Here is an 18383-nt window from a genome sequence, read left to right on the forward strand (position 1 = left end):
CCCTCAGGGGGAACCGGCCCTCGCGCTGTCAGCGACCTCGCGGTCGCCGGGGCGTCACTCGGACTGGCTGCCCGGCTCGATCGTGATGATCTTGGTCTCGCCGGGCGTCACGACACCGCTGGACACCGCACGCCGGCTGCGCCGCGGCCGCCGCGCGGGTGGTGCGGCGGGCTCGCTCGCCGGGAGCTTCGCAGCCGGCGCGTCCTCGACCGCCGGTCCGTCGGTGAACGCGCCGATGACGCCGCTCACCGCGGGCCCCGCGGGTGCGGTCACCGTCCTGCGCTGCTCGCCGTCGGTGGTCGCCGGCTGAGCCGCGGGGGCGGGTGCCGTCGTCGGGCTCGTCGCCTTGCGGCGGCCACGGGAACGACCCGCCTTCGCCGGCTCGGCGACCGGCGCGGCCGAGGTCGAGTCAGCAGCTCCCTGCTCAGCAGCCACCGTCTCGCCGCCCAGCTCCGCAACCCCCAGCGCGGGTGCCGCCTGCTCGGCCGGGACAGCACCTGAGGTCTCGCTCGTCGTGGCAGGTGCTGGGGCAGCAGCCGCAGACGCAGCCGGCTCGTCCTTCCCAGCCTCGGGAGCAGCCTTCGCGCCCTCCGGCGCAGCGTGGTGGGCTCCGTCCTTCGAGCCGCCCTCCTCGTGGGCGTGCGCGGCGGCGGCGGCGATGGTCGCCAGCGTCGCCTTGACCGCCTCGCGGGCGGCGACGGCGGCCGGGTCCTCGGCGGGCGCGGCGACCTCCTCCGGCGCCTCGGTCACCGGGGTCGGCGCACCCCGACGGCCACGACGGCGCGGTGCACCGTCGTCGGAAGCAGGCGGACGCGACTCGCCCGCGGCGGAGCGCTCGACCGGCTCGTCGTGGACGATGAAGCCGCGACCGTTGCAGTGCTCACACGGGGTGGAGAACGCCTCGACGAGGCCCTGGCCCACGCGCTTGCGCGTCATCTGCACCAGGCCGAGCGACGTCACCTCGGCCACCTGGTGGCGGGTGCGGTCCCGACCCAGGCACTCGAGCAGGCGCCGCAGCACGAGGTCCCGGTTGGACTCGAGCACCATGTCGATGAAGTCGATGACGATGATGCCGCCGATGTCGCGCAGCCTCAGCTGGCGGACGATCTCCTCGGCCGCCTCGATGTTGTTGCGGGTGACCGTCTCCTCCAGCGTGCCGCCGGAGCCCGTGAACTTGCCGGTGTTGACGTCGATGACCGTCATCGCCTCGGTGCGGTCGATGACCAGCGAGCCGCCCGAGGGCAGCCAGACCTTGCGGTCCATGCCCTTGGCGAGCTGCTCGTCCACCCGGTACTCGGCGAAGACGTCCTTCTCCGAGGTCCAGTGGTGCATGCGGTCCGCGAGGTCCGGGGAGAGATCCTTCACGTAGTGCGAGATCGTCTGCCAGGCGCCGTCACCCTGGACGACGAGGGACTCGAAGTCCTCGTTGAACACGTCCCGCACGACGCGCACGGCGAGCTCCGGCTCGCCCTTGAGCAGCACCGGCGCGCTCTTGGCGCTCTTGGCCTTGGCCTCGATGTCGGCCCACTGCTTCGTCAGGCGCTCGACGTCGGCGCGCAGCTGCTCCTCCGTGGCGCCCTCGGCGGCGGTGCGCACGATGACACCCGCGCCGGCCGGGACGATCTCCTTGAGCAGCTTCTTCAGGCGCGCCCGCTCGTTGTCGGGCAGCTTGCGGGAGATCCCGGTCATGGCGCCGGAGGGCACCAGCACCAGGTGGCGCCCGGCGAGGGTGATCTGCGACGTCAGCCGCGCCCCCTTGTGCCCGATCGGGTCCTTCGTGACCTGCACGAGCACGGAGTCCCCGGACTTCAGCGCCTGCTCGATGCGGCGCGGCTGCCCCTCCATCCCGGCGGCGTCCCAGTTGACCTCGCCTGCGTAGAGCACGGCGTTGCGGCCCTTGCCGAGGTCGACGAACGCGGCCTCCATCGAGGGCAGCACGTTCTGCACGCGTCCGAGGTAGACGTTGCCCACCATCGAGGTCTGCGTGTGCCGGGCGACGTAGTGCTCGACCAGGATGCCGTCCTCGAGGACGCCGATCTGGTTCAGGCCGTCCTTCTCCCGCACGATCATCTTGCGGTCGACCGCCTCGCGGCGCGCCAGGAACTCCGCCTCGCTGAGGGTGGGCCGACGACGGCCGGCCTCACGCCCCTCACGGCGCCGCTGCCGCTTGGCCTCCAGGCGGGTGGAGCCCTTCAGCGCCGTGACCTCGTCGCGCGCGGCGGTGCGGCCCGTGCCCTCGGTCTCGCTCCGCCCGGAGCGGCGGCGACGGCGACGACGGCGCGAGCCCGACGTGCCCTCCTCGCCCTCGGTCTCGGCCGTCTCGCCGTCCTCGGACCCCTGCTCGGTGTCCTCGGCGACCTCGCTCTCGGCGTCCTCCTGGTCCTCGGCGGGCTGGTCGCCCTCCGCCTCGTCCTCGCGCTCGTCCCCGTTCTCGGCCTGGCCCCCGCGGTTGCGGCGGCCTCGGCCGCCCCGGCGACGGCGACGACGCCCACCCGCGGACTCGTCCTCTCCGGAGATCTGCTCGTCGGCGGTCTGGTCCTCGGCGGGCTCGGCCTCCGCGGCCTGGGCCCCGGCCGCCTCGTCCCGAGAGACCGCGGCGGGCGCCTCGGCGGCCTCCCCCTCCGGACGGGAACCCGGTGCCCCGGTGGGGGCCTGCGCCCGGCGGCGGCGCGGACGAGCCTTGGTCGGGTCCGGTGCCTGGAAGAGCAGGGCGGCGGCCGGAAGCCTCGGTCCCTCCTCGGGCTCCTGCTCGACGGCGGCACCAGGCGTGGCGGCGGTCTCCGCGTCCTCCGGGGCCTCCTCGTCCTCGTCCTCCTCGGCCGCGACGTCAGCGGCTACCTCGGTCGCCCCGGCGACGGGGACGACACCGAGCTCGGCGAAGACGTCGAGCTTCTGCTCGGGCGCGCGCGCCGGGGCCGACGCCCGGCGGCTGCGCCGCGCACGGGCCGGCTTGACCTCGTCGGTCGGCTGCCCGTCGACGCTGGCGGCCTCACCGGTCGCGGCGTCGGTGGCGGTGTTGCTGGCCGGGTCCTCGCCGGTCGCGGTGCCGGTGGTCCCAGCGCCGGTGGTCGCGGCGCCGACCGTGGCGTCGGTGGTGGCCGCACCGGCGGCCGGCTCCACGGCGGCCGTCTCACCGGGCGCGGGTGCCGGGGCGGCGGCGTCGGCCGTGGCGGTCTCGCCGGTGGCGGCGTCGGTGGCGGCCGCCTCGGCGACCTTCTTCGTGGTGCGCCGGGCGGGCGTCTTGCGCGTGCGCTTCGGCTTCTCGGCCGCTGCGTCGGCGTCGGGCTGCGCGGCCGTGGCGGTCTCGGCGGCGTCGACGGTCGCGCTGGTGGTTCCGGCGTCGGCCTGGTCCGCGGTGGGCTCCTGCGTCGTGGTGAGGTCGGGCTGCGCGACATCCTCCGCCGCGGCCGGCTCGGTAGCCTTCTTCGTGGTGCGTCGGGCGGGCGCCTTGCGGGTGCGCTTCGGCTTCTCGGCGGCGGCCTCGGCGGCCTTCTCGGCGACGGCGGCCGTGGCCTCCGCCTGCTCGGGCGCCGGCGCGCCGGTCGTGGCGTCGGCCGCGTCACCCGGCACGGCGCCGGGGCCGCTCGTCCCGGGCTGCTGCGCGCCGGTGACGGCCGGCGCGGCGGCCGGGCTCGTCGCCCGGCGGCTGCGGGTGCGACGCACCGGCGCCGCCTTCGCCTCCGGCTGCTCCGCCGTCGTGCCTTCGTTGTTGTTCTGCTCGTCCATGGGGTATGCCCCTCAACCCCGGTCGCCGTCCACACCCGCCGGCGCCCGTGGGCGGTTCGTCGTCCTCAGCGGCGCCGAGCACGGAAGTCCTGTGGTTACGACCGGGTGCGAGCACCCGAACGCCGGCGAACGGGCGGCCTTGCCGGCCACCATCTCGGTGGCTCGGTACGACCTCGGCTCTCCGTCCCCTGCTGCAGCGCACTCGCCCGGATGGCGAAGCGGCGCGAGGTGGACGGCACCGAAGCGGTCACGTCGTCGTCGGACCGGAGGACGGGGTGTGGAACTGCCCTCCAGCCAGGACCAAGTATCGCACAGCGGCCCTTCCCTCACGCTCCGACCCGCCGCGGATCGTGACGAACCGTCACCTCCCGGGACCAACGTCCCGCCGCCCTGACGGCGCCCGCTCCTAGGTTGGACGCGATATCTCGGCCGGAACGGGCCGGTCCGACCTCTTTCCCGAAGGGGCACTTCAGGTGGAAGCACTCGACCTGGCACGGTGGCAGTTCGGCGTCACCACCGTCTACCACTTCATCCTCGTCCCGCTCACGATCGGGCTCTCGCCCCTCGTCGCGATCATGCACACCGCCTGGGTGCGCACCGGCAACGAGAAGTGGCACCGGCTGACCAAGTTCTTCGGCAAGGTCCTGCTGATCAACTTCGCGCTCGGCGTCGCCACCGGCATCGTCCAGGAGTTCCAGTTCGGCATGAACTGGTCGGAGTACTCCCGCTTCGTCGGCGACATCTTCGGCGCCCCGCTCGCGATCGAGGCCCTGGCGGCGTTCTTCCTCGAGTCCACCTTCCTCGGCCTGTGGATCTTCGGCGAGGGCAAGCTGCCCAAGTGGCTCCACTCGGCCTGCATCTGGGCGGTCGCGGTGGGCACCAACCTCTCCGCGTACTGGATCCTCGCGGCCAACTCCTGGATGCAGCACCCGGTGGGGGCCGTCTACAACCCGGAGACCGGCCGCGCGGAGCTCGACGGCGTCTCGGGCTTCTTCGAGGTGATGACGAACAACACCCTCGTCGCCGCCTTCTCGCACACGGTCACCTCCGCCTTCCTGGTCGGCGGCACCTTCGTGGCCGGCGTCTGCGGCTGGTGGATCGTCCGCTCGGCGCGGGCCGGCCGCCAGCACGAGGCGCGGCAGGTGTGGCGCACCGGCGCCTACGTCGGCCTGATCACCATGGTGATCGCGGGCGCCGGCGTCGCCGTCACCGGCGACTTCCAGGGCAAGCTCATGTACGAGCAGCAGCCCGCCAAGATGTCCGCCGCCGAGGCGCTGTGCGACGGCGAGGAGGCCGCCGCGTTCTCGCTGCTGACCATCGGGGACCTCTCTGGCGACTGCGAGAGCGTCCGCCACCTCATCCAGATCCCGGGGGTGACCTCCTTCCTCGGCACCGGCTCCTTCTCCGGCGAGGACTCCTACCTGCCCGGCGTCAACGACGTCCAGGAGGAGTACACCGAGCGCTACGCCGACCAGTTCGGCACCGACGTCGACTACGTGCCCAACCTGGCCGTCACCTACTGGTCCTTCCGGCTCATGATCGGCCTCGGCATGGCCTCGCTGGCCCTCGCCGCGGCCGGGCTGTGGGTGCTGCGCAAGGGACGCGTCAACGACGCCACGTGGTTCTCCCGCCTGTCCCTGGCCGTCCTGCCGCTGCCCTTCCTCGGCGCCTCCTTCGGCTGGATCTTCACCGAGATGGGCCGCCAGCCCTGGGTGGTCCACCCCAACCCCGCCAACCCGGTCGACCAGGTCTACCTCCTCACCCAGGACGGCGTCTCCACCGTCGTCTCCGCCGGAACGGTCCTGACCTCCCTGGTCGTCTTCACCCTGCTCTACGCCGCTCTCGGCGTGGTGTGGTTCCGGCTGATCCGGCGGTACGTCCGCGAGGGCGTCGAGCCGCTGGCCGCCGACCTGCCCGACGGCGCCCCCGAGCAGGACCGTGGCCGCGCGGAGGAGCTCGAGCCGACCCTGTCCTTCTCGTACTGACCCGCCGCCCGGCACCGACCGTCGCCGTCCCGCCGCGCCTGACCGCACCTCCCGACTGGAGAAGTCATGGATCTCCCCCTCCTGTGGTTCCTGCTCATCGCCGTCCTGTGGACGGGCTACCTCGTGCTCGAGGGCTTCGACTTCGGCGTCGGCATGCTGCTCAAGCCCTTCGCGCGCGACGAGCGGGAGCGCCGGGTGCTGCTGCGCAGCATCGGCCCGGTCTGGGACGGCAACGAGGTGTGGCTGCTCACCGCCGGCGGCGCGACCTTCGCAGCGTTCCCGGAGTGGTACGCGACGATGTTCTCCGGCATGTACCTGCCCCTGCTGATCATCCTGCTCGCCCTGATCGTGCGGATCTGCGCGATCGAGTGGCGGGCCAAGATCGACGACCCGGTCTGGCGGAACCGGTGGGACTGGGCGCACACCGTGGGCGCCTGGGTCCCCGCGGTGCTGTGGGGTGTCGCCTTCGCCAACCTGGTGCAGGGCATGGAGATCGAGGTGGTCGACGGCAACCACCAGCTGACCGGCGGGTTCTTCTCCCTCCTCACCCCCTTCACCGTGCTCGGCGGCGTCATGACCGCCGTCGTCTTCCTCACCCACGGCGCCGTCTTCCTGGCGCTGAAGACGGACGGCGAGGTCCGCGAGCGCGCGGGCGTCCTCGCGCAGCGCCTGTCGGTGGTCTCCCTCGCCGTCGCCGGCGTCTGGGCGGTCCTGGCGCAGACGCTGTACTCGGCGCACACCCTCACCTGGGTGCCGCTCGTGGTGGCCGCCGCGGCCCTGGTCGGGGTGGTCGTGGCCACGCGTGCGCGCCGCGAGGGGTGGGCGTTCGTCCTCAACGCCGTGGCGATCGTCGCCGCCGTGGTGCTGATCTTCGGCGTCATGTACCCCAACGTCATGCCGTCCTCGATCGACCCCGCGTTCTCGCTCTCCATCCAGGAGGCGGCCTCCACCCAGGCCACGCTGACCGTCATGAGCGTGGTGGCGCTCCTCCTGGTGCCGGTGGTGCTGGCCTACCAGGGGTGGACGTACTGGGTCTTCCGCAAGCGCATCAGCACGGACGAGATCCACGGTCACGAGGGTCTGCCCCCGGCCGAGGCGCGCGACGCCGGCCAGACCACCGGGGCACACTGACCCGGTGAGGCCTCTCGACCCGCGGCTCCTGAAGCACGCCGGTGCCGCGCGCCGCTACATCGCGGTCACCGCCGTCACCGGGTTCGCCACCGCGGCGCTGGTGATCGCCCAGGCGCTCCTAATCTCCCGGGCCGCCGCGCCGGTCGTCGAGGGAACCGCCGGGTGGGACGACGCCGCTCCCCTGGTGGCCGTCCTCGCGGGCGTGCTCGCAGCACGGTTCGTGGTGCTGGTCGTCCAGGAGTCCCTGGCGCACCGTGCCGCCCGGGACGTCGTCGCGGACCTGCGCGAGCAGGTCCTCACCCGCGCGGTCGCGCTGGGGCCGCGCTGGCTGGGCGGCCACGGCGCGCAGGTCACCACGCTGGCCACCCGCGGCCTGGACGACCTCGAGCCCTACTTCGTGCGCTACCTGCCGCAGCTGCTCCTCGCCGCCACGGTCACCCCGGCCACGCTCGCCGTCGTCCTCGGGCTCGACCTCTCCTCCGCGCTCATCATCGCCGTGACGATCCCCCTCATCCCGGTGTTCATGTGGCTGATCGGCGTCCTGACCCAGCGCTTCGCGGCGGAGAAGCTCGTGGCCATGGAGCGCCTGGGCGGGCAGCTCCTCGACCTCCTCGCCGGGCTGTCCACGCTCAAGGCGCTCGGGCGCGAGCACGGCCCGGGCCGGCGGGTGGGCGAGCTGGGCCGGGCGTACACGCGCACCACCATGGCGACCCTGAAGGTCGCGTTCCTCTCCGGCGCCGTGCTCGAGTTCCTCGCCTCGATCTCCGTGGCGCTGGTCGCGGTGACCATCGGCATGCGCCTCGTGTACGGCAACGTCGACCTCACCACCGCACTCGCCGTGCTCATGCTCGCCCCGGAGGTGTACAAGCCGCTGCGGGAGGTCGGCGCGCAGTTCCACGCGGCCGCCGACGGCGTCGCCGCCGCCGAGGAGACGTTCGCGATCCTCGACCAGCACCCGCCCGCACCGGGCACGGTGCCCGCCCCCGACCTGCGCCGCTCCGACGTCGTCCTCGACGACGTCAGCGTCCTCGCCCCCGGCCGTGGCCAGTTCGCGCCGTGGCGGCTCGGCGCCCGCCTGCGGCCGGGCCGCGTGGTCGCCCTGGTCGGGCCCTCGGGGGCCGGCAAGACCACCGCGGCCGCGGTGGTGCTCGGGCTGCTCCGCCCCGACGACGGCGCCGTCCGCCTCGTCCCCTCGGGGGACGACGGCGCGGCGGGCCTCCCGCTGGCCGACGTCGACCCCGCGTCCTGGCACCGCCAGGTCGCCTGGGTGCCGCAGCGCCCCGTCATCGTGCCGGGCACCGTCCGGGCCAACGTGCTCGGCTCGGACTCCGCCGTCGTCGACGGCCGGGTCGCGGCGGCCGCCGCCGCGACCGGGCTCGACGCCGTCCTCGCCGACCTGCCCGCCGGCTGGGACACCCGGCTCGGCCACGGCGGAGCGGGCCTTTCTGTCGGGCAGCGGCAGCGCCTCGCGCTGACCGGGGCGCTCCTCGGCGACCAGCCGCTCGTCGTCCTCGACGAGCCCACCGCCCACCTCGACGCTGCGTCGGAGCAGCACGTGCTCGACACCGTCGGCGCGCTCCGCGAGGCGGGGCGCACGGTGCTGGTCATCGCCCACCGGTCGGCGCTCGTGGCGCTGGCGGACGACGTCGTCACCGTCGCCGCGCGGCCCGCTCCGCAGGGGGCCGCCGGTCAGGGGGGCGCCGGTCCCGAGGACGCGCCGCAACCGGACGCCCGCTCCGGAGCGGCCCGATGACCGCCGTCGACACCTCCGCAGACGCGCCCGCGTCCACCACCGCCCGGGGGCGCACGGTCCTGCCCGCCGCCGAACGGCGGGCGCTGCGCCGCGCCGTCGGGCTCCTCGACCTCGACCGGGTCCGCCTGCTCTGGGCGGTCCTGGCCGGCAGCGCCAGCCTCGCCAGCGGCATCGCCCTGACCGCGACCGCCGCCTGGCTGATCGCCCGCGCCTCGCAGATGCCCCCGGTCCTCGAGCTCTCCGTCGCCGCCGTCGCGGTGCGCACCTTCGGCATCTCCCGCGCCCTCCTGCGCTACCTCGAACGCCTCGCCTCCCACCTCGTGGCCCTGCGAGGCATGGCGACCCTGCGCGAGCGCGTCTACACCACGCTCGCGTCGGGCCGCGCGGACGCCGTCGCCGGCCTGCGCCGCGGTGACCTGCTCGCCCGCACCGGCACGGACGTCGACGCGGTGGGCGACGTCGTGGTGCGCGCCCTGCTGCCCTCCGTGGTCGCCGCGGTGGTGGGCGCCGGGTCGGTGGTGCTGGTGGCCTGGCTCCACCTCGGTGCCGGCCTGGTCCTGGCGGTCTGCCTCCTGATGGCCGGCCTGGCCGGCCCCTGGCTGACCATGCGCGCGGCGCGCCTGGCGGAGGGCGCCGCCACAGACGCCCGGGCCGAGATCAGTGCCACCGCCATGACGATGGTCGACGGCGCCGCGGAGCTCACCGTCTCCGGGCGCCTGCGGGACGTGGTCGCGTCCCTGCGCGGCACCGAGCGCGACCTCGCCCGGGCGAAGGATGCCGCCGCCCGCCCCGCCGCGCTCGCCGCCGGCGTGGACACGCTGGCGATGGGCGCGGCCGTGCTCGGCTCGCTGGTCCTGGGCATCCCGGCCACCGTGGCGGGCAGCATGGAGGCCGTCGAGCTGGCCGTCATCGTGCTGACCCCGCTCGCCGCGTTCGAGGGCACCGCGATGCTCGGGCCCGCGGCGGTGCAGCTGGTCCGCTCGGGCGGTTCGGCCGTGCGGATCATAGAGCTGCTCGACCGGGCGGGGCCGGCCACCGCTGCCGCCCCGCGCCACGCCCCGGCGGCCGCCGCGGCCACGAGCCGCCCCAGGGTCGGCGCCGCGGGCACCGCACCTGTCGAGGGCGCCGCTCGCACCGCCGCCTCGCCCGTCCAGTGCGCGGCTCGAGAAGCCGCCTCGCCCGTCCAGGGCGCCGCTCCCCCGTCCGGTCCCCGGGTGACCGCCCGGGGCCTCGCCGTCGGCTGGCCGGGAGGCCCCGTCGTCGCCGAGGGCATCGACCTGGACCTCGCCCCCGGACGGGCGGTCGCGGTCGTCGGACCGAGCGGGGTCGGCAAGACGACCCTCCTGCTCACGCTCGCGGGGCTCCTGCCGCCGCGGGCGGGCACGGTCGAGCTGAACGGCGTCCCGGTCTGGGAGGCGGACCGGCACCGGGTCAGCGCCGACCTGGTGCTCACCGCCGAGGACGCGCACGTGTTCGGCACCAGCGTGCTGGAGAACCTCCGGGTCGCGCGCGGCGACGTCACCGAGCGCGAGGCGACGGGCCTGCTGGAGCGGGCGGGTCTGGGCGACTGGCTGGCGGGCCTGCCCGACGGGCTGGGCACGATGCTCGGCCCGGACGCGGCGACCGTCTCCGGCGGCGAGCGGCGACGCCTCCTCCTCGCCCGCGCCCTGGCCAGCCCCGCCCGGCTGCTGCTCCTCGACGAACCCGGCGAGCACCTCGACCCCGCGACGGCGGACCGGCTCCTGACCGATCTCCTCCGCACCGGCGTCGACGACGGCGCCCCCCCGCGCGGCGTCGTCCTCGTCACCCACCGTCTCTCGCCCCTGGGCGCCGCGGAGGAGGTGATCGTCCTGGGCGCGCGGAACGACGGACCGGCTACGGTTCTCGCGCGGGGCACGCACGAACGTCTCCGCGCCGACGTACCGGCCTACCGCTGGGCCCTGGAGCAGGAGGAGCACCGACGATGAGCACCGACGACGCCGCCCGCTGCCCCGTGGCGCACGGTGGCACGGGCTCGCCGGCTGCCGGCACGCAAGGCGCGACCGGCCGCGCGCCGGGTGACCTCCGCCGTCGTCCCGACGACCGGCCCTACACCGGGCCGGCGAGGGCCGTCGACGCCGCCGGGGCCTCCGCCGAGACGCACCCCCACACGCTCGCCACGGACACCCACTCGCTGCTCGGCGCCGCGCTGAACCTCACCTCCCAGCTGGACGTCCGGGAGGCGCTGCGGCGCTTCGTCGACCGGGCCGCGCGGCTCACCGGGGCGCGGTACGCCGCGCTCGGCGTGCTCGACAACCGTGGGGAGACCACGGCGTTCGTCCAGGTCGGCATGACCGAGGAGGAGCAGGAGATCCTCGGGCACCCGCCCCGCGGGCACGGCGTCCTCGGCGCCATCCCGGTGGACGGCCCGCTGCTCCTCGAGGACCTCACCCGGCACCCCGACTTCGGCGGGTTCCCCGAGGGGCACCCGCCCATGCACTCCTTCCTCGGCGTCCCGGTCCGGGTCCGGGAGAAGGTCTACGGCCGGCTGTACCTGGCGGAGAAGGACGGCGGGTTCACCGCCCGGGACGCCGAGGACATGATGAGCCTGGCGGAGGCCGCGGCGGTCGCCGTCGAGAACGCCCGGCTCTACACCGAGGCCCGCAACCGCGAGCGCTGGATCGCCGTCAGCCAGGACATCACCACCACCCTCCTCGAGGGCACCGAGGAGGAGGAGGCGCTCGAGATGATCGCCGCCCGCCTCCGGGAGGTGGCCGAGGCCGACACCGCCCTGATCGTCCTGCCCTCGGTCGGCGACGCGTGGGTCTGCGAGATCGCCGACGGCTACCGCGCCGGGCAGCTGGTGGGGCTGGTGTTCCCCCCGGACGGGCGGGCTATGACGGTGCTCAAGGAGGGCACCGGCATGATCGTCGACTCCCTCACGCGGCTGCGGACGCTCCGGCTGGCCGAGCTCGCCCACTTCGGGCCGGCGCTCTACGCCCCGATGATGCTCCGCGGCGAGGGGCGCGGGGTCATCCTGCTGCTGCGGCGGGTGGGCGAGCCGGAGTTCGACCGGTCCGACCTGATGATGGCCGAGTCCGTCGCCGGGCAGGCCGCGCTCGCGCTGGAGCTGGCCGCCGCCCGGCACGCGCAGGACGTCGCCTCGCTCCTCGACGAGCGGGCGCGCATCGCCCGCGACCTGCACGACCTGGCGATCCAGCAGCTCTTCGCCACCGGCATGCAGCTCGCCTCGGCCCGCACCGCGATGGCCGAGCGGGGCGAGCACCGGCTGGCGAACCTGCTCGAGGAGTCGCTCACCAGCGTCGACGAGTCCGTCAAGCAGATCCGCTCGATCGTGCACTCGCTGCGCGAGCCCGACGCGGCGGTCGTCCTCGTCGAGCGGCTGCGCCGCGAGGCCTCGCTGGCGCGGACGTCCCTGGGCTTCGCGCCGTCGCTGATCATCGAGGTGGACGGCACGCCGATCGTCGACGACCAGGAGCAGGCCGAGCTCATCACCCAGATCGACGACCGGGTCGGCGCCGACATCGCCGACGACGTCGTCGCCGTCGTGCGCGAGGGCATGGTGAACGCCGCCAAGCACGCCAAGGCGTCGTCGGTGCGGGCGCACGTCAGTGTGCTCGGGGCCGGGTTCACCGGGCGCATCGTCGTCGACGTCACCGACGACGGCCTCGGCGTCCCCCCCTCGCTCTCCCGCAGGTCGGGGCTGGGCAACCTCGCCGCCCGCGCCCGCCGGCACGGCGGCACGTTCTCCATCGGCCGCAGCGAGTCGGGCACCGGGTCTCAGGTGAGCTGGCAGGTCCCGCTGACGTAGGGCGCGCGCCTCGGCGTCCCTGACCATCGCACCACGGCGTGCCCTCGACGACCCCCCGTCGCCGACGCCCCGGCCCGCCCCGCCCTTGCCCATCCGGCAGAGGACGACCGTCCAGGTCGCAACTACCGCTCGGACTTCGGCGAGGTCTGTGGCTTGCGGTGAGATCTGACCTCACGAACCAGCGTCGTGCGTCAGCAGCCGGGGCGGTGCGATGGGTGGATCCGCAGTGTGCTGCCGAGAGCGCGCTCAGCCGCGCCAGCCGGCGGCCCGCTGGCCGGCCACCCAGGCCGCGACCTGCGTGCGGCGCTGCAGGCCCATCTTGCTCAGCAGCGAGGTGATGTGGTTCTTGACCGTCTTCTCGGCCACGCCGAGACGCTCGCCGATCTCGCGGTTCGACAGGCCGTCGCCGATCAGCTCGAGCACGCGCCGCTCGGAGGGCGTGAGATCCGCCGTCGGGTCCTCGTGGTCGGCGCGGCGGCGCGTCACGGTCCGCTCGTCGAGCAGCGTCCGGCCGGCCGCGACGGCCTTGACGACCTCGGCGATCTCGGCGCCACGCACCGTCTTGAGCAGGTAGGCCTTCGCGCCGGCCTCGAGCGCCTCGGCGAGGGCGTCGTCGTCGTCGAAGGAGGTCAGGATGATCGGCCGCGCTCCGGGCACCTTCTCGCGCAGCGTCCGGACGATGTCGATGCCGGTGCCGTCGGGCAGCTGGAGGTCGACGAGCAGGACCTCCGGCCGGACGAGCTCGGCGCGGCGCACGGCCTCGGCGACCGAGCCGGCCTCGGCGACGACCGTCAGGCCGTCGGCGCGGTCCACGATCTCCGCGATGCCCCGCCGCACCACCTCGTGGTCGTCGATGATCATCACGCGGATGTCGCGCGGCTGCTGGGATTCCTGAGCGTTCGGCACGCCCCCGAGACTACCCAAGACCGGCGGATTCTCGCGCATCCAGGGCTGCGCGCCGAGCCGCGGCTCCGGCGGGCCCCGGTCAGCGTGGGAGCGCGGGCCGGCGCTGGCAGCGCGGGCAGGAGAAGGACCCGCGGTTCATGAACTCCTCGCGGCGGACGACGGCGCCGCACCGCGGGCACGGCCGCCCGGCCCGGCCGTAGACGGCGAGGGAGCGGGCGAAGAACCCGGCCGCGCCGTCGACGTCGACGTACAGGGCGTCGAACGACGTCCCACCGACGGCGAGGGCCTCGTGCATCACGTCCGTCGCGGCGTCGAAGAGACCGCGGAGCCGCTCGGGACGGAGGACGTCGGTGCGGCGGGCCCCGTGCAGGCGGGCCCGCCACAGCGCCTCGTCGGCGTAGATGTTGCCGACGCCGGAGACGAGCGTCTGGTCCAGCAGCGCGCGCTTGATCTCGGTCCGGCGGGCGCGGGTGCGGCGCACGAGGTCGGCGCGGTCGAGCGCCGGGTCGAGCAGGTCGCGGGCGATGTGGGCGACCGGGGCGGGCACTACGGCGTCGTCGCTGCCGAGGCCGCCGGGGGCGCCGTCGACGGTGGGGACGGTGTCCACGGCCATCACGTGGCCGAAGGTGCGCTGGTCGACGAACCACAGCTGGCCGCCGTCGGCGAGGTCGATGCGCACCCGCAGGTGGGCGGTGGTGAGCGGGATGTCACGGACGACGGTGGGCGGCAGGGTGGCGGTGAGGTCGGCGGGCCGCTCGCCGTCGGCGAGGAAGGCGGTCGGCGGGTCCGCCTCGGCGCCCCGGCGGGCGCCGGCGGGTTCCTGCACAAGCAGCTGCCCGCTCATGCCCAGGTGGACCACCAGGGCCTGGTCCGGCGGCGCCCCGGGACCCTCCCCCAGCGTCAGCCACAGGTACTTGCCGCGGCGCACCGCGGCCGTGAACTGCTGCCCGGCGAGCCGGTCGGCGAGCTCGCGCGCACCGCCGGGCTGGCGCCGCACGCTGCGCGGGTGGTGCACCTCGATCCCGGCGACGGGCCGGCCCAGCACGCGGCCGGCCAGGCCGCGGCGGACGGTCTCGACCTCGGGAAGCTCGGGCACGTCAGCTCAGGCGAGCTCGCCGTCGCCGGCCGTGGCCACCGGCTGGCCGGCGAGCCTGGCGTAGGTGTCCTCGGCGGCGTTCTGCTCGGCGACCTTCTTGGAGCTGCCCACCCCGCGGCCGTGCTCCTCCCCGTCCAGCACGACCGTCGCGGTGAAGGTGCGGGCGTGGTCCGGCCCCGTCCCGGTGACCACGTAGGTGGGGGCACCGAGCCCCCGCTCGGCGGTGAGCTCCTGCAACGAGGTCTTCCAGTCCAGCCCGGCGCCCAGGTTCGCGGCCTGCGCCAGCAGCGGGCCGACGAGCCGCTCGACAACGGCGCGCGTGTGCTCGAGGCCGTGGCACAGGTACGTCGCGCCGATCAGCGCCTCGACGGTGTCGGAGAGGATGGAGTCCTTCTCCCGGCCGCCGGTGACGAGCTCCCCGCGCCCGAGGAGGATGTAGCCGCCCAGCCCGATCTCCCGCGCGACAGAGGCGAGCGCCTTCTGGCTCACCGTGGCCGCGCGCATCCGGGCCAGGTCGCCCTCGGACTCGTCGGGGTGGGCGCGGTAGAGCCGCTCGGTGACGATGATCCCGAGGACCGAGTCGCCCAGGAACTCCAGCCGCTCGTTCGTGGGGATGCCCCCGGCCTCGTGGGCGAAGGAGCGGTGCGTCAGCGCCAGGACCAGCAGCTCGGGGTCGATCGCGGTCCCCAGGGCGGCGGTGAGGGTCTCCACGTCCTGCCGCGCGGGCGCCTCGGGCTGGGCGTCAGACCGCCGTCGGCGGGAGCCGCTCACCGCTCGCCGTCCTTCGTCTCGCCCTTCTCCTCCAGCAGGGACCCCAGTGCGGACCAGCGCGGGTCGAGCTGCTCGTGGTGGTGGCCGGGCTCGAGGTCGTCCATCCGCTCCCCGCACACGGGGCACAGGCCGGCACAGTCGGGCCGGCACAGCGGCTGGAACGGCAGGGCGAGGACGACGGCGTCGCGCAGCGTCGTCTCGAGGTCGATCAGCTCGCCCTCGACGGCGGGCAGGTCCTCGGCCTCCTCGTCCCCCTCCTGCACCAGCGACGCCTTGGTGCTCGCGTAGTAGAAGAGCTCGGACAGCTCCACGTCGAGGTCCTGGTCGATGTCGCGCAGGCACCGGACGCACTCCCCGCGCAGACCGACGGCCGCGGTACCGGTGACGAACACGCCGTCCATCACGGCCTCGAGACGCAGGTCGAGCTCGACGTCGGAGCCCTCGGGCACGCCGATGACCTCTGTGCCGAGGTCGGCGGGGGCGGGGACGGTGCGCTCGAGCGAGCGCATCGTCCCGGCTCGGCGGCCGAGCTCGTGCGTGCTCATCACGAGCGGCGATCGGGCGTCCATGACACTCCTTGCAGCAGCCGCGCTGGGCGCGGGAGGACTGGTTCGTGGGGCCGGCCGGCGCCGGCGCCCGGGGGGCGCCCGTCGTCCGGGACCAGCCTTCGATGCTACCCACGCCTGGCGGTCGGCGCGCGATCCGCGGTCGTGGCGGTCGGCGCGCGATCCGCGGTCGTGGCGAACGGCGAGCGCTCCCGGTCCGGACGAACGGCGAGCGCTCCGGGGGCGTGGCCGCCCGGTAGCCCGCCGGGGTCACTCCTCCGCGGCGACGGCGACCCGGCCGGCGCGGGCGGAGAGAGCCTCCCGGCCCGCGCGCACCTGCGTGCTGATGGAGTTCAGGTCGATCTCGAACTGGGCGAGCTGGCGGTCGCAGTAGTCGTTCGCGTCCGCGGCCAGCTTGGCCGCCTTCTCCTCCGCGGCGCGGACGATCTGCTCCGCGCGCTCCTCGGCCAGCCGGACGATGTTCTCGTTCGCGACCAGCTCCTCGGCGCGGGCGCGGGCCTCCTCGACGATCTTGTCCGACCGCTGGCGCGCCCTCTCGACCATCGCGTCGGCGTCGGCCACGATGTCGTCCGCGGTCTGGATCTCCTCGGGGACCACGGCGCGCGCGGCGTCGAGCAGGTCGAGGGCCTCGGCGCGGTTGATCAGCACCGACGCGGACATCGGCATGGCCCGTGCCGCGGTGACCAGCTCGGTGAGCTCGTCGAGGATGGAGATGAGCGAGGCGCCGTCCTCGGCGTGCTGCTCGGCTGAGGCTTGCTGCTGGCTGGCGGTCATCGTGCTTCTCCTGGGTTGCTCAGCGCCCGGTGCAGCGCGGCGGCGACGGCGGACGGGACGAGGTCGGTGACGTCGCCGCCGTGCAGGGCGATGTCCTTGACGAGGGACGAGGCGACGTGGGCGAGCGCGGGGTCGCCCATCACGAAGACCGTCTCCACCCCGGTGAGGTGGCGGTTCATGAGGGCCATGGCGTGCTCGGCGTCGAAGTCGGCGGCCCCGCGCAGCCCCTTGACGATGGCGGTGGCCCCGACGTCGGCGCAGTACTGCGCGAGGAGCCCGGGCACGAGCTCGACGCGGACGCCCTCGAGGCCGGCGACGGACTCCCGGGCCAGGGCAAGTCGCTCCTCGGCGTCGAAGAGGTACCGCTTCGCGGGGTTGTGCGCCACGGCGACAACAACCTCGTCGAACATCGCGCGCGCCCGGCGCACGGCGTCGAGGTGGCCCAGCGTGATCGGGTCGAAGGAACCCGGGCAGACCGCGAGGCTCATCGCCGCTCCACTTGGACCATGCGATTCACGGTAGCGGGCCGGACCGCGAAGTCGGCGTTACGACGCGGGCGGCGGCGCGTCACTCAGCCGACGCGTCACCAGCCGGGGCGTCGTCAGGCGACGCATCATCGGCCGGGGCGACGAACCAGACCTGCGTGTCGCCGTAGCGCCGCGCGTCCGTGAGCCTGAGCCCGGGCGGCCACGTCGGCTCCGGGCTGCGGCGGGACCGCTCGACGACGACGACGGCGTCCCGGTCCAGCCAGGGCGCAGGTCCGGGCGGGGCAGGCTGGTCGGGGTCCTCGCTGCCGCGCGCGGCCAGCAGCGCGAGCACCTCCCCGAGAGCCTCCTCGGTCACGTCGTACGGCGGGTCGAGCAGCACCAGGTGGGCGGGCGCCGCGCCGCGCGCCGGGGCCGAGGCGAGGTAGGTCTCCACCCTCTGCGCGACGACGTCGACCGCCCGCAGCCCGAGCGCCTTGGCGTTGCGGCGGCACAGCTCGGCGGCCGGGCGGGCGGCCTCGACGAGCGTGACCCGCTCGGCGCCCCGGCTCGCCGCCTCGAGCCCAAGGGCCCCGGAGCCGGCGTAGAGGTCGAGGACGCGTGCGCCGCCGACGACGCCGAGGTGGTCGAGCCGGGAGAAGAGCGCCTCCCGGACTCGTTCGGAGGTGGGCCGGGTGCCGCTGCGCGGCACCTGCAGGGTCCGGCCACCCGCGGTGCCGGCGACGATCCTGGTCACCGGGTCAGCGTAGTGACGCACGCGCGGCGCGCGTCCGCGGAGACTGTGGGCGCCGGGCCGCGGGCAGGTCGGACCACGGACGGGTCCGACCGGGAGACTGCGGGCGCCGGGCCTTCAGGCCGCCGCGCCCACCCGGCCGCGCCTGCCGGCCACCTCGACGACGGCGCCCGCCTTGACCACCGTGTCCACCGGGACGGTGACGCCAGGGCCGATCCGCGCGTCCGCGCCGACGCGGACCCGCGGTCCGAGGGTCGCGCCCCGGCCGACGACCGCACCGGGCCCGACGTGGGCGTCCGCCCCCACGACCGCCTTGGCCGCGACGGTGGCGCGCCGGTCGATCCACGCACCCGCGCCTACGCGGGCGGCGGCACCCACCTGCGCGCCGGGGTCGACGTAGGCCCCGGCGGCGACGAAGGCCGTCGGATGCACGCGGGCGCTGGACTCGACGAGGCCACCGCCGTTCGCGTGGTGGAAGTAACGCAGGACGACGCCGTCGTCGTCCTCCAGCTCGACATGCGTAGGCCGCATACCTCTCCCTCCCCCGGGATTGACTCAGGGATGCTCTGTACACCTGTCCTAACGCACGGGCAGGTCAAAGGATTCCAAAAAATGATGCGCCCTGTTCCGCCGCTCCCGACAGTGG

At 74.9% G+C, this 18383-nt stretch carries 14 protein-coding genes; 5 read left to right on the top strand and 9 right to left on the bottom strand.

What is annotated here, in order from left to right:
• Window positions 1–54 precede the first annotated feature (54 nt).
• Window positions 55–3726, bottom strand: coding sequence for an Rne/Rng family ribonuclease (locus KZX45_RS15600; protein WP_248258677.1), 3672 nt, complete (start codon window positions 3724–3726; stop codon window positions 55–57).
• 473 nt (window positions 3727–4199) lie between these two features.
• Here KZX45_RS15600 and KZX45_RS15605 point away from each other — a divergent pair, with 473 nt between their 5' ends.
• The 5 genes from KZX45_RS15605 to KZX45_RS15625 all read left to right on the top strand — a co-directional run bounded on the left by KZX45_RS15605 (window position 4200) and on the right by KZX45_RS15625 (window position 12406).
• Window positions 4200–5711: a cytochrome ubiquinol oxidase subunit I gene (locus KZX45_RS15605; protein WP_248258678.1), complete on the top strand. Its 1512-nt coding sequence runs from the start codon at window positions 4200–4202 to the stop codon at window positions 5709–5711.
• 66 nt (window positions 5712–5777) lie between these two features.
• On the top strand, window positions 5778–6842 hold the full coding sequence (gene cydB / locus KZX45_RS15610) for a cytochrome d ubiquinol oxidase subunit II (protein ID WP_248258679.1): 1065 nt from the start codon (window positions 5778–5780) through the stop codon (window positions 6840–6842).
• Between the two features lie 4 nt (window positions 6843–6846).
• Window positions 6847–8595, top strand: coding sequence for a thiol reductant ABC exporter subunit CydD (gene cydD, locus KZX45_RS15615; RefSeq protein ID WP_248258680.1), 1749 nt, complete (start codon window positions 6847–6849; stop codon window positions 8593–8595).
• The gene (gene cydC / locus KZX45_RS15620) at window positions 8592–10562 is read left to right on the top strand and encodes a thiol reductant ABC exporter subunit CydC (RefSeq protein WP_248258681.1); all 1971 of its coding nucleotides are present in this window, start codon (window positions 8592–8594) and stop codon (window positions 10560–10562) included. The genes cydD and cydC overlap by 4 nt, the downstream gene beginning before the upstream one ends.
• Entirely contained in the window at window positions 10559–12406 is a 1848-nt protein-coding gene (locus KZX45_RS15625; RefSeq protein WP_248258682.1) for a GAF domain-containing sensor histidine kinase, read from the top strand. The genes cydC and KZX45_RS15625 overlap by 4 nt, the downstream gene beginning before the upstream one ends.
• A gap of 246 nt (window positions 12407–12652) precedes the next feature.
• On the opposite strand, the gene KZX45_RS15630 is transcribed toward KZX45_RS15625, so the two are convergent.
• From KZX45_RS15630 to KZX45_RS15665, 8 genes are all read right to left on the bottom strand, one after another.
• Window positions 12653–13267 (bottom strand): response regulator transcription factor, encoded by a 615-nt coding sequence (locus KZX45_RS15630; protein WP_248258749.1) that lies wholly within the window; start codon window positions 13265–13267, stop codon window positions 12653–12655.
• A 124-nt stretch (window positions 13268–13391) separates the two neighbouring features.
• On the bottom strand, window positions 13392–14408 hold the full coding sequence (gene mutM / locus KZX45_RS15635) for a bifunctional DNA-formamidopyrimidine glycosylase/DNA-(apurinic or apyrimidinic site) lyase (protein ID WP_248258683.1): 1017 nt from the start codon (window positions 14406–14408) through the stop codon (window positions 13392–13394).
• 6 nt (window positions 14409–14414) lie between these two features.
• Window positions 14415–15119 carry a ribonuclease III gene (rnc, locus tag KZX45_RS15640; RefSeq protein WP_248258750.1) on the bottom strand — a complete coding sequence of 235 codons (705 nt, stop codon included), beginning with the start codon at window positions 15117–15119 and terminating at the stop codon, window positions 14415–14417.
• Between the two features lie 56 nt (window positions 15120–15175).
• On the bottom strand, window positions 15176–15748 hold the full coding sequence (locus KZX45_RS15645; RefSeq protein WP_248258684.1) for a DUF177 domain-containing protein: 573 nt from the start codon (window positions 15746–15748) through the stop codon (window positions 15176–15178).
• A gap of 246 nt (window positions 15749–15994) precedes the next feature.
• Window positions 15995–16519 carry a hypothetical protein gene (locus KZX45_RS15650; RefSeq protein WP_248258685.1) on the bottom strand — a complete coding sequence of 175 codons (525 nt, stop codon included), beginning with the start codon at window positions 16517–16519 and terminating at the stop codon, window positions 15995–15997.
• A complete protein-coding gene (gene coaD, locus KZX45_RS15655) occupies window positions 16516–17007 on the bottom strand; it encodes a pantetheine-phosphate adenylyltransferase (protein ID WP_248258686.1) in 492 nt (163 codons plus the stop codon). The genes KZX45_RS15650 and coaD overlap by 4 nt, the downstream gene beginning before the upstream one ends.
• A gap of 79 nt (window positions 17008–17086) precedes the next feature.
• Window positions 17087–17740 (bottom strand): 16S rRNA (guanine(966)-N(2))-methyltransferase RsmD, encoded by a 654-nt coding sequence (gene rsmD / locus KZX45_RS15660; protein WP_248258687.1) that lies wholly within the window; start codon window positions 17738–17740, stop codon window positions 17087–17089.
• A gap of 114 nt (window positions 17741–17854) precedes the next feature.
• On the bottom strand, window positions 17855–18268 hold the full coding sequence (locus tag KZX45_RS15665; RefSeq protein WP_248258688.1) for a transferase: 414 nt from the start codon (window positions 18266–18268) through the stop codon (window positions 17855–17857).
• Between the last annotated feature and the right edge of the window lie 115 nt (window positions 18269–18383).

The sequence above is a fragment of the Georgenia sp. EYE_87 genome (genome assembly GCF_023148685.1).
Classification (GTDB): Bacteria; Actinomycetota; Actinomycetes; order Actinomycetales; family Actinomycetaceae; genus Georgenia.

Coding starts and splice junctions, on each gene's coding strand:
- cydB (WP_248258679.1), top strand. CDS start 5,778: ATGGATCTCCCCCTCCTGTGGTTCCTGCTCATCGCCGTCCTGTGGACG.
- KZX45_RS15625 (WP_248258682.1), top strand. CDS start 10,559: ATGAGCACCGACGACGCCGCCCGCTGCCCCGTGGCGCACGGTGGCACG.
- KZX45_RS15665 (WP_248258688.1), bottom strand. CDS start 18,268: ATGCGGCCTACGCATGTCGAGCTGGAGGACGACGACGGCGTCGTCCTG.
- KZX45_RS15645 (WP_248258684.1), bottom strand. CDS start 15,748: ATGGACGCCCGATCGCCGCTCGTGATGAGCACGCACGAGCTCGGCCGC.
- coaD (WP_248258686.1), bottom strand. CDS start 17,007: ATGAGCCTCGCGGTCTGCCCGGGTTCCTTCGACCCGATCACGCTGGGC.
- cydC (WP_248258681.1), top strand. CDS start 8,592: ATGACCGCCGTCGACACCTCCGCAGACGCGCCCGCGTCCACCACCGCC.
- KZX45_RS15650 (WP_248258685.1), bottom strand. CDS start 16,519: ATGACCGCCAGCCAGCAGCAAGCCTCAGCCGAGCAGCACGCCGAGGAC.
- KZX45_RS15630 (WP_248258749.1), bottom strand. CDS start 13,267: ATGATCATCGACGACCACGAGGTGGTGCGGCGGGGCATCGCGGAGATC.
- KZX45_RS15600 (WP_248258677.1), bottom strand. CDS start 3,726: ATGGACGAGCAGAACAACAACGAAGGCACGACGGCGGAGCAGCCGGAG.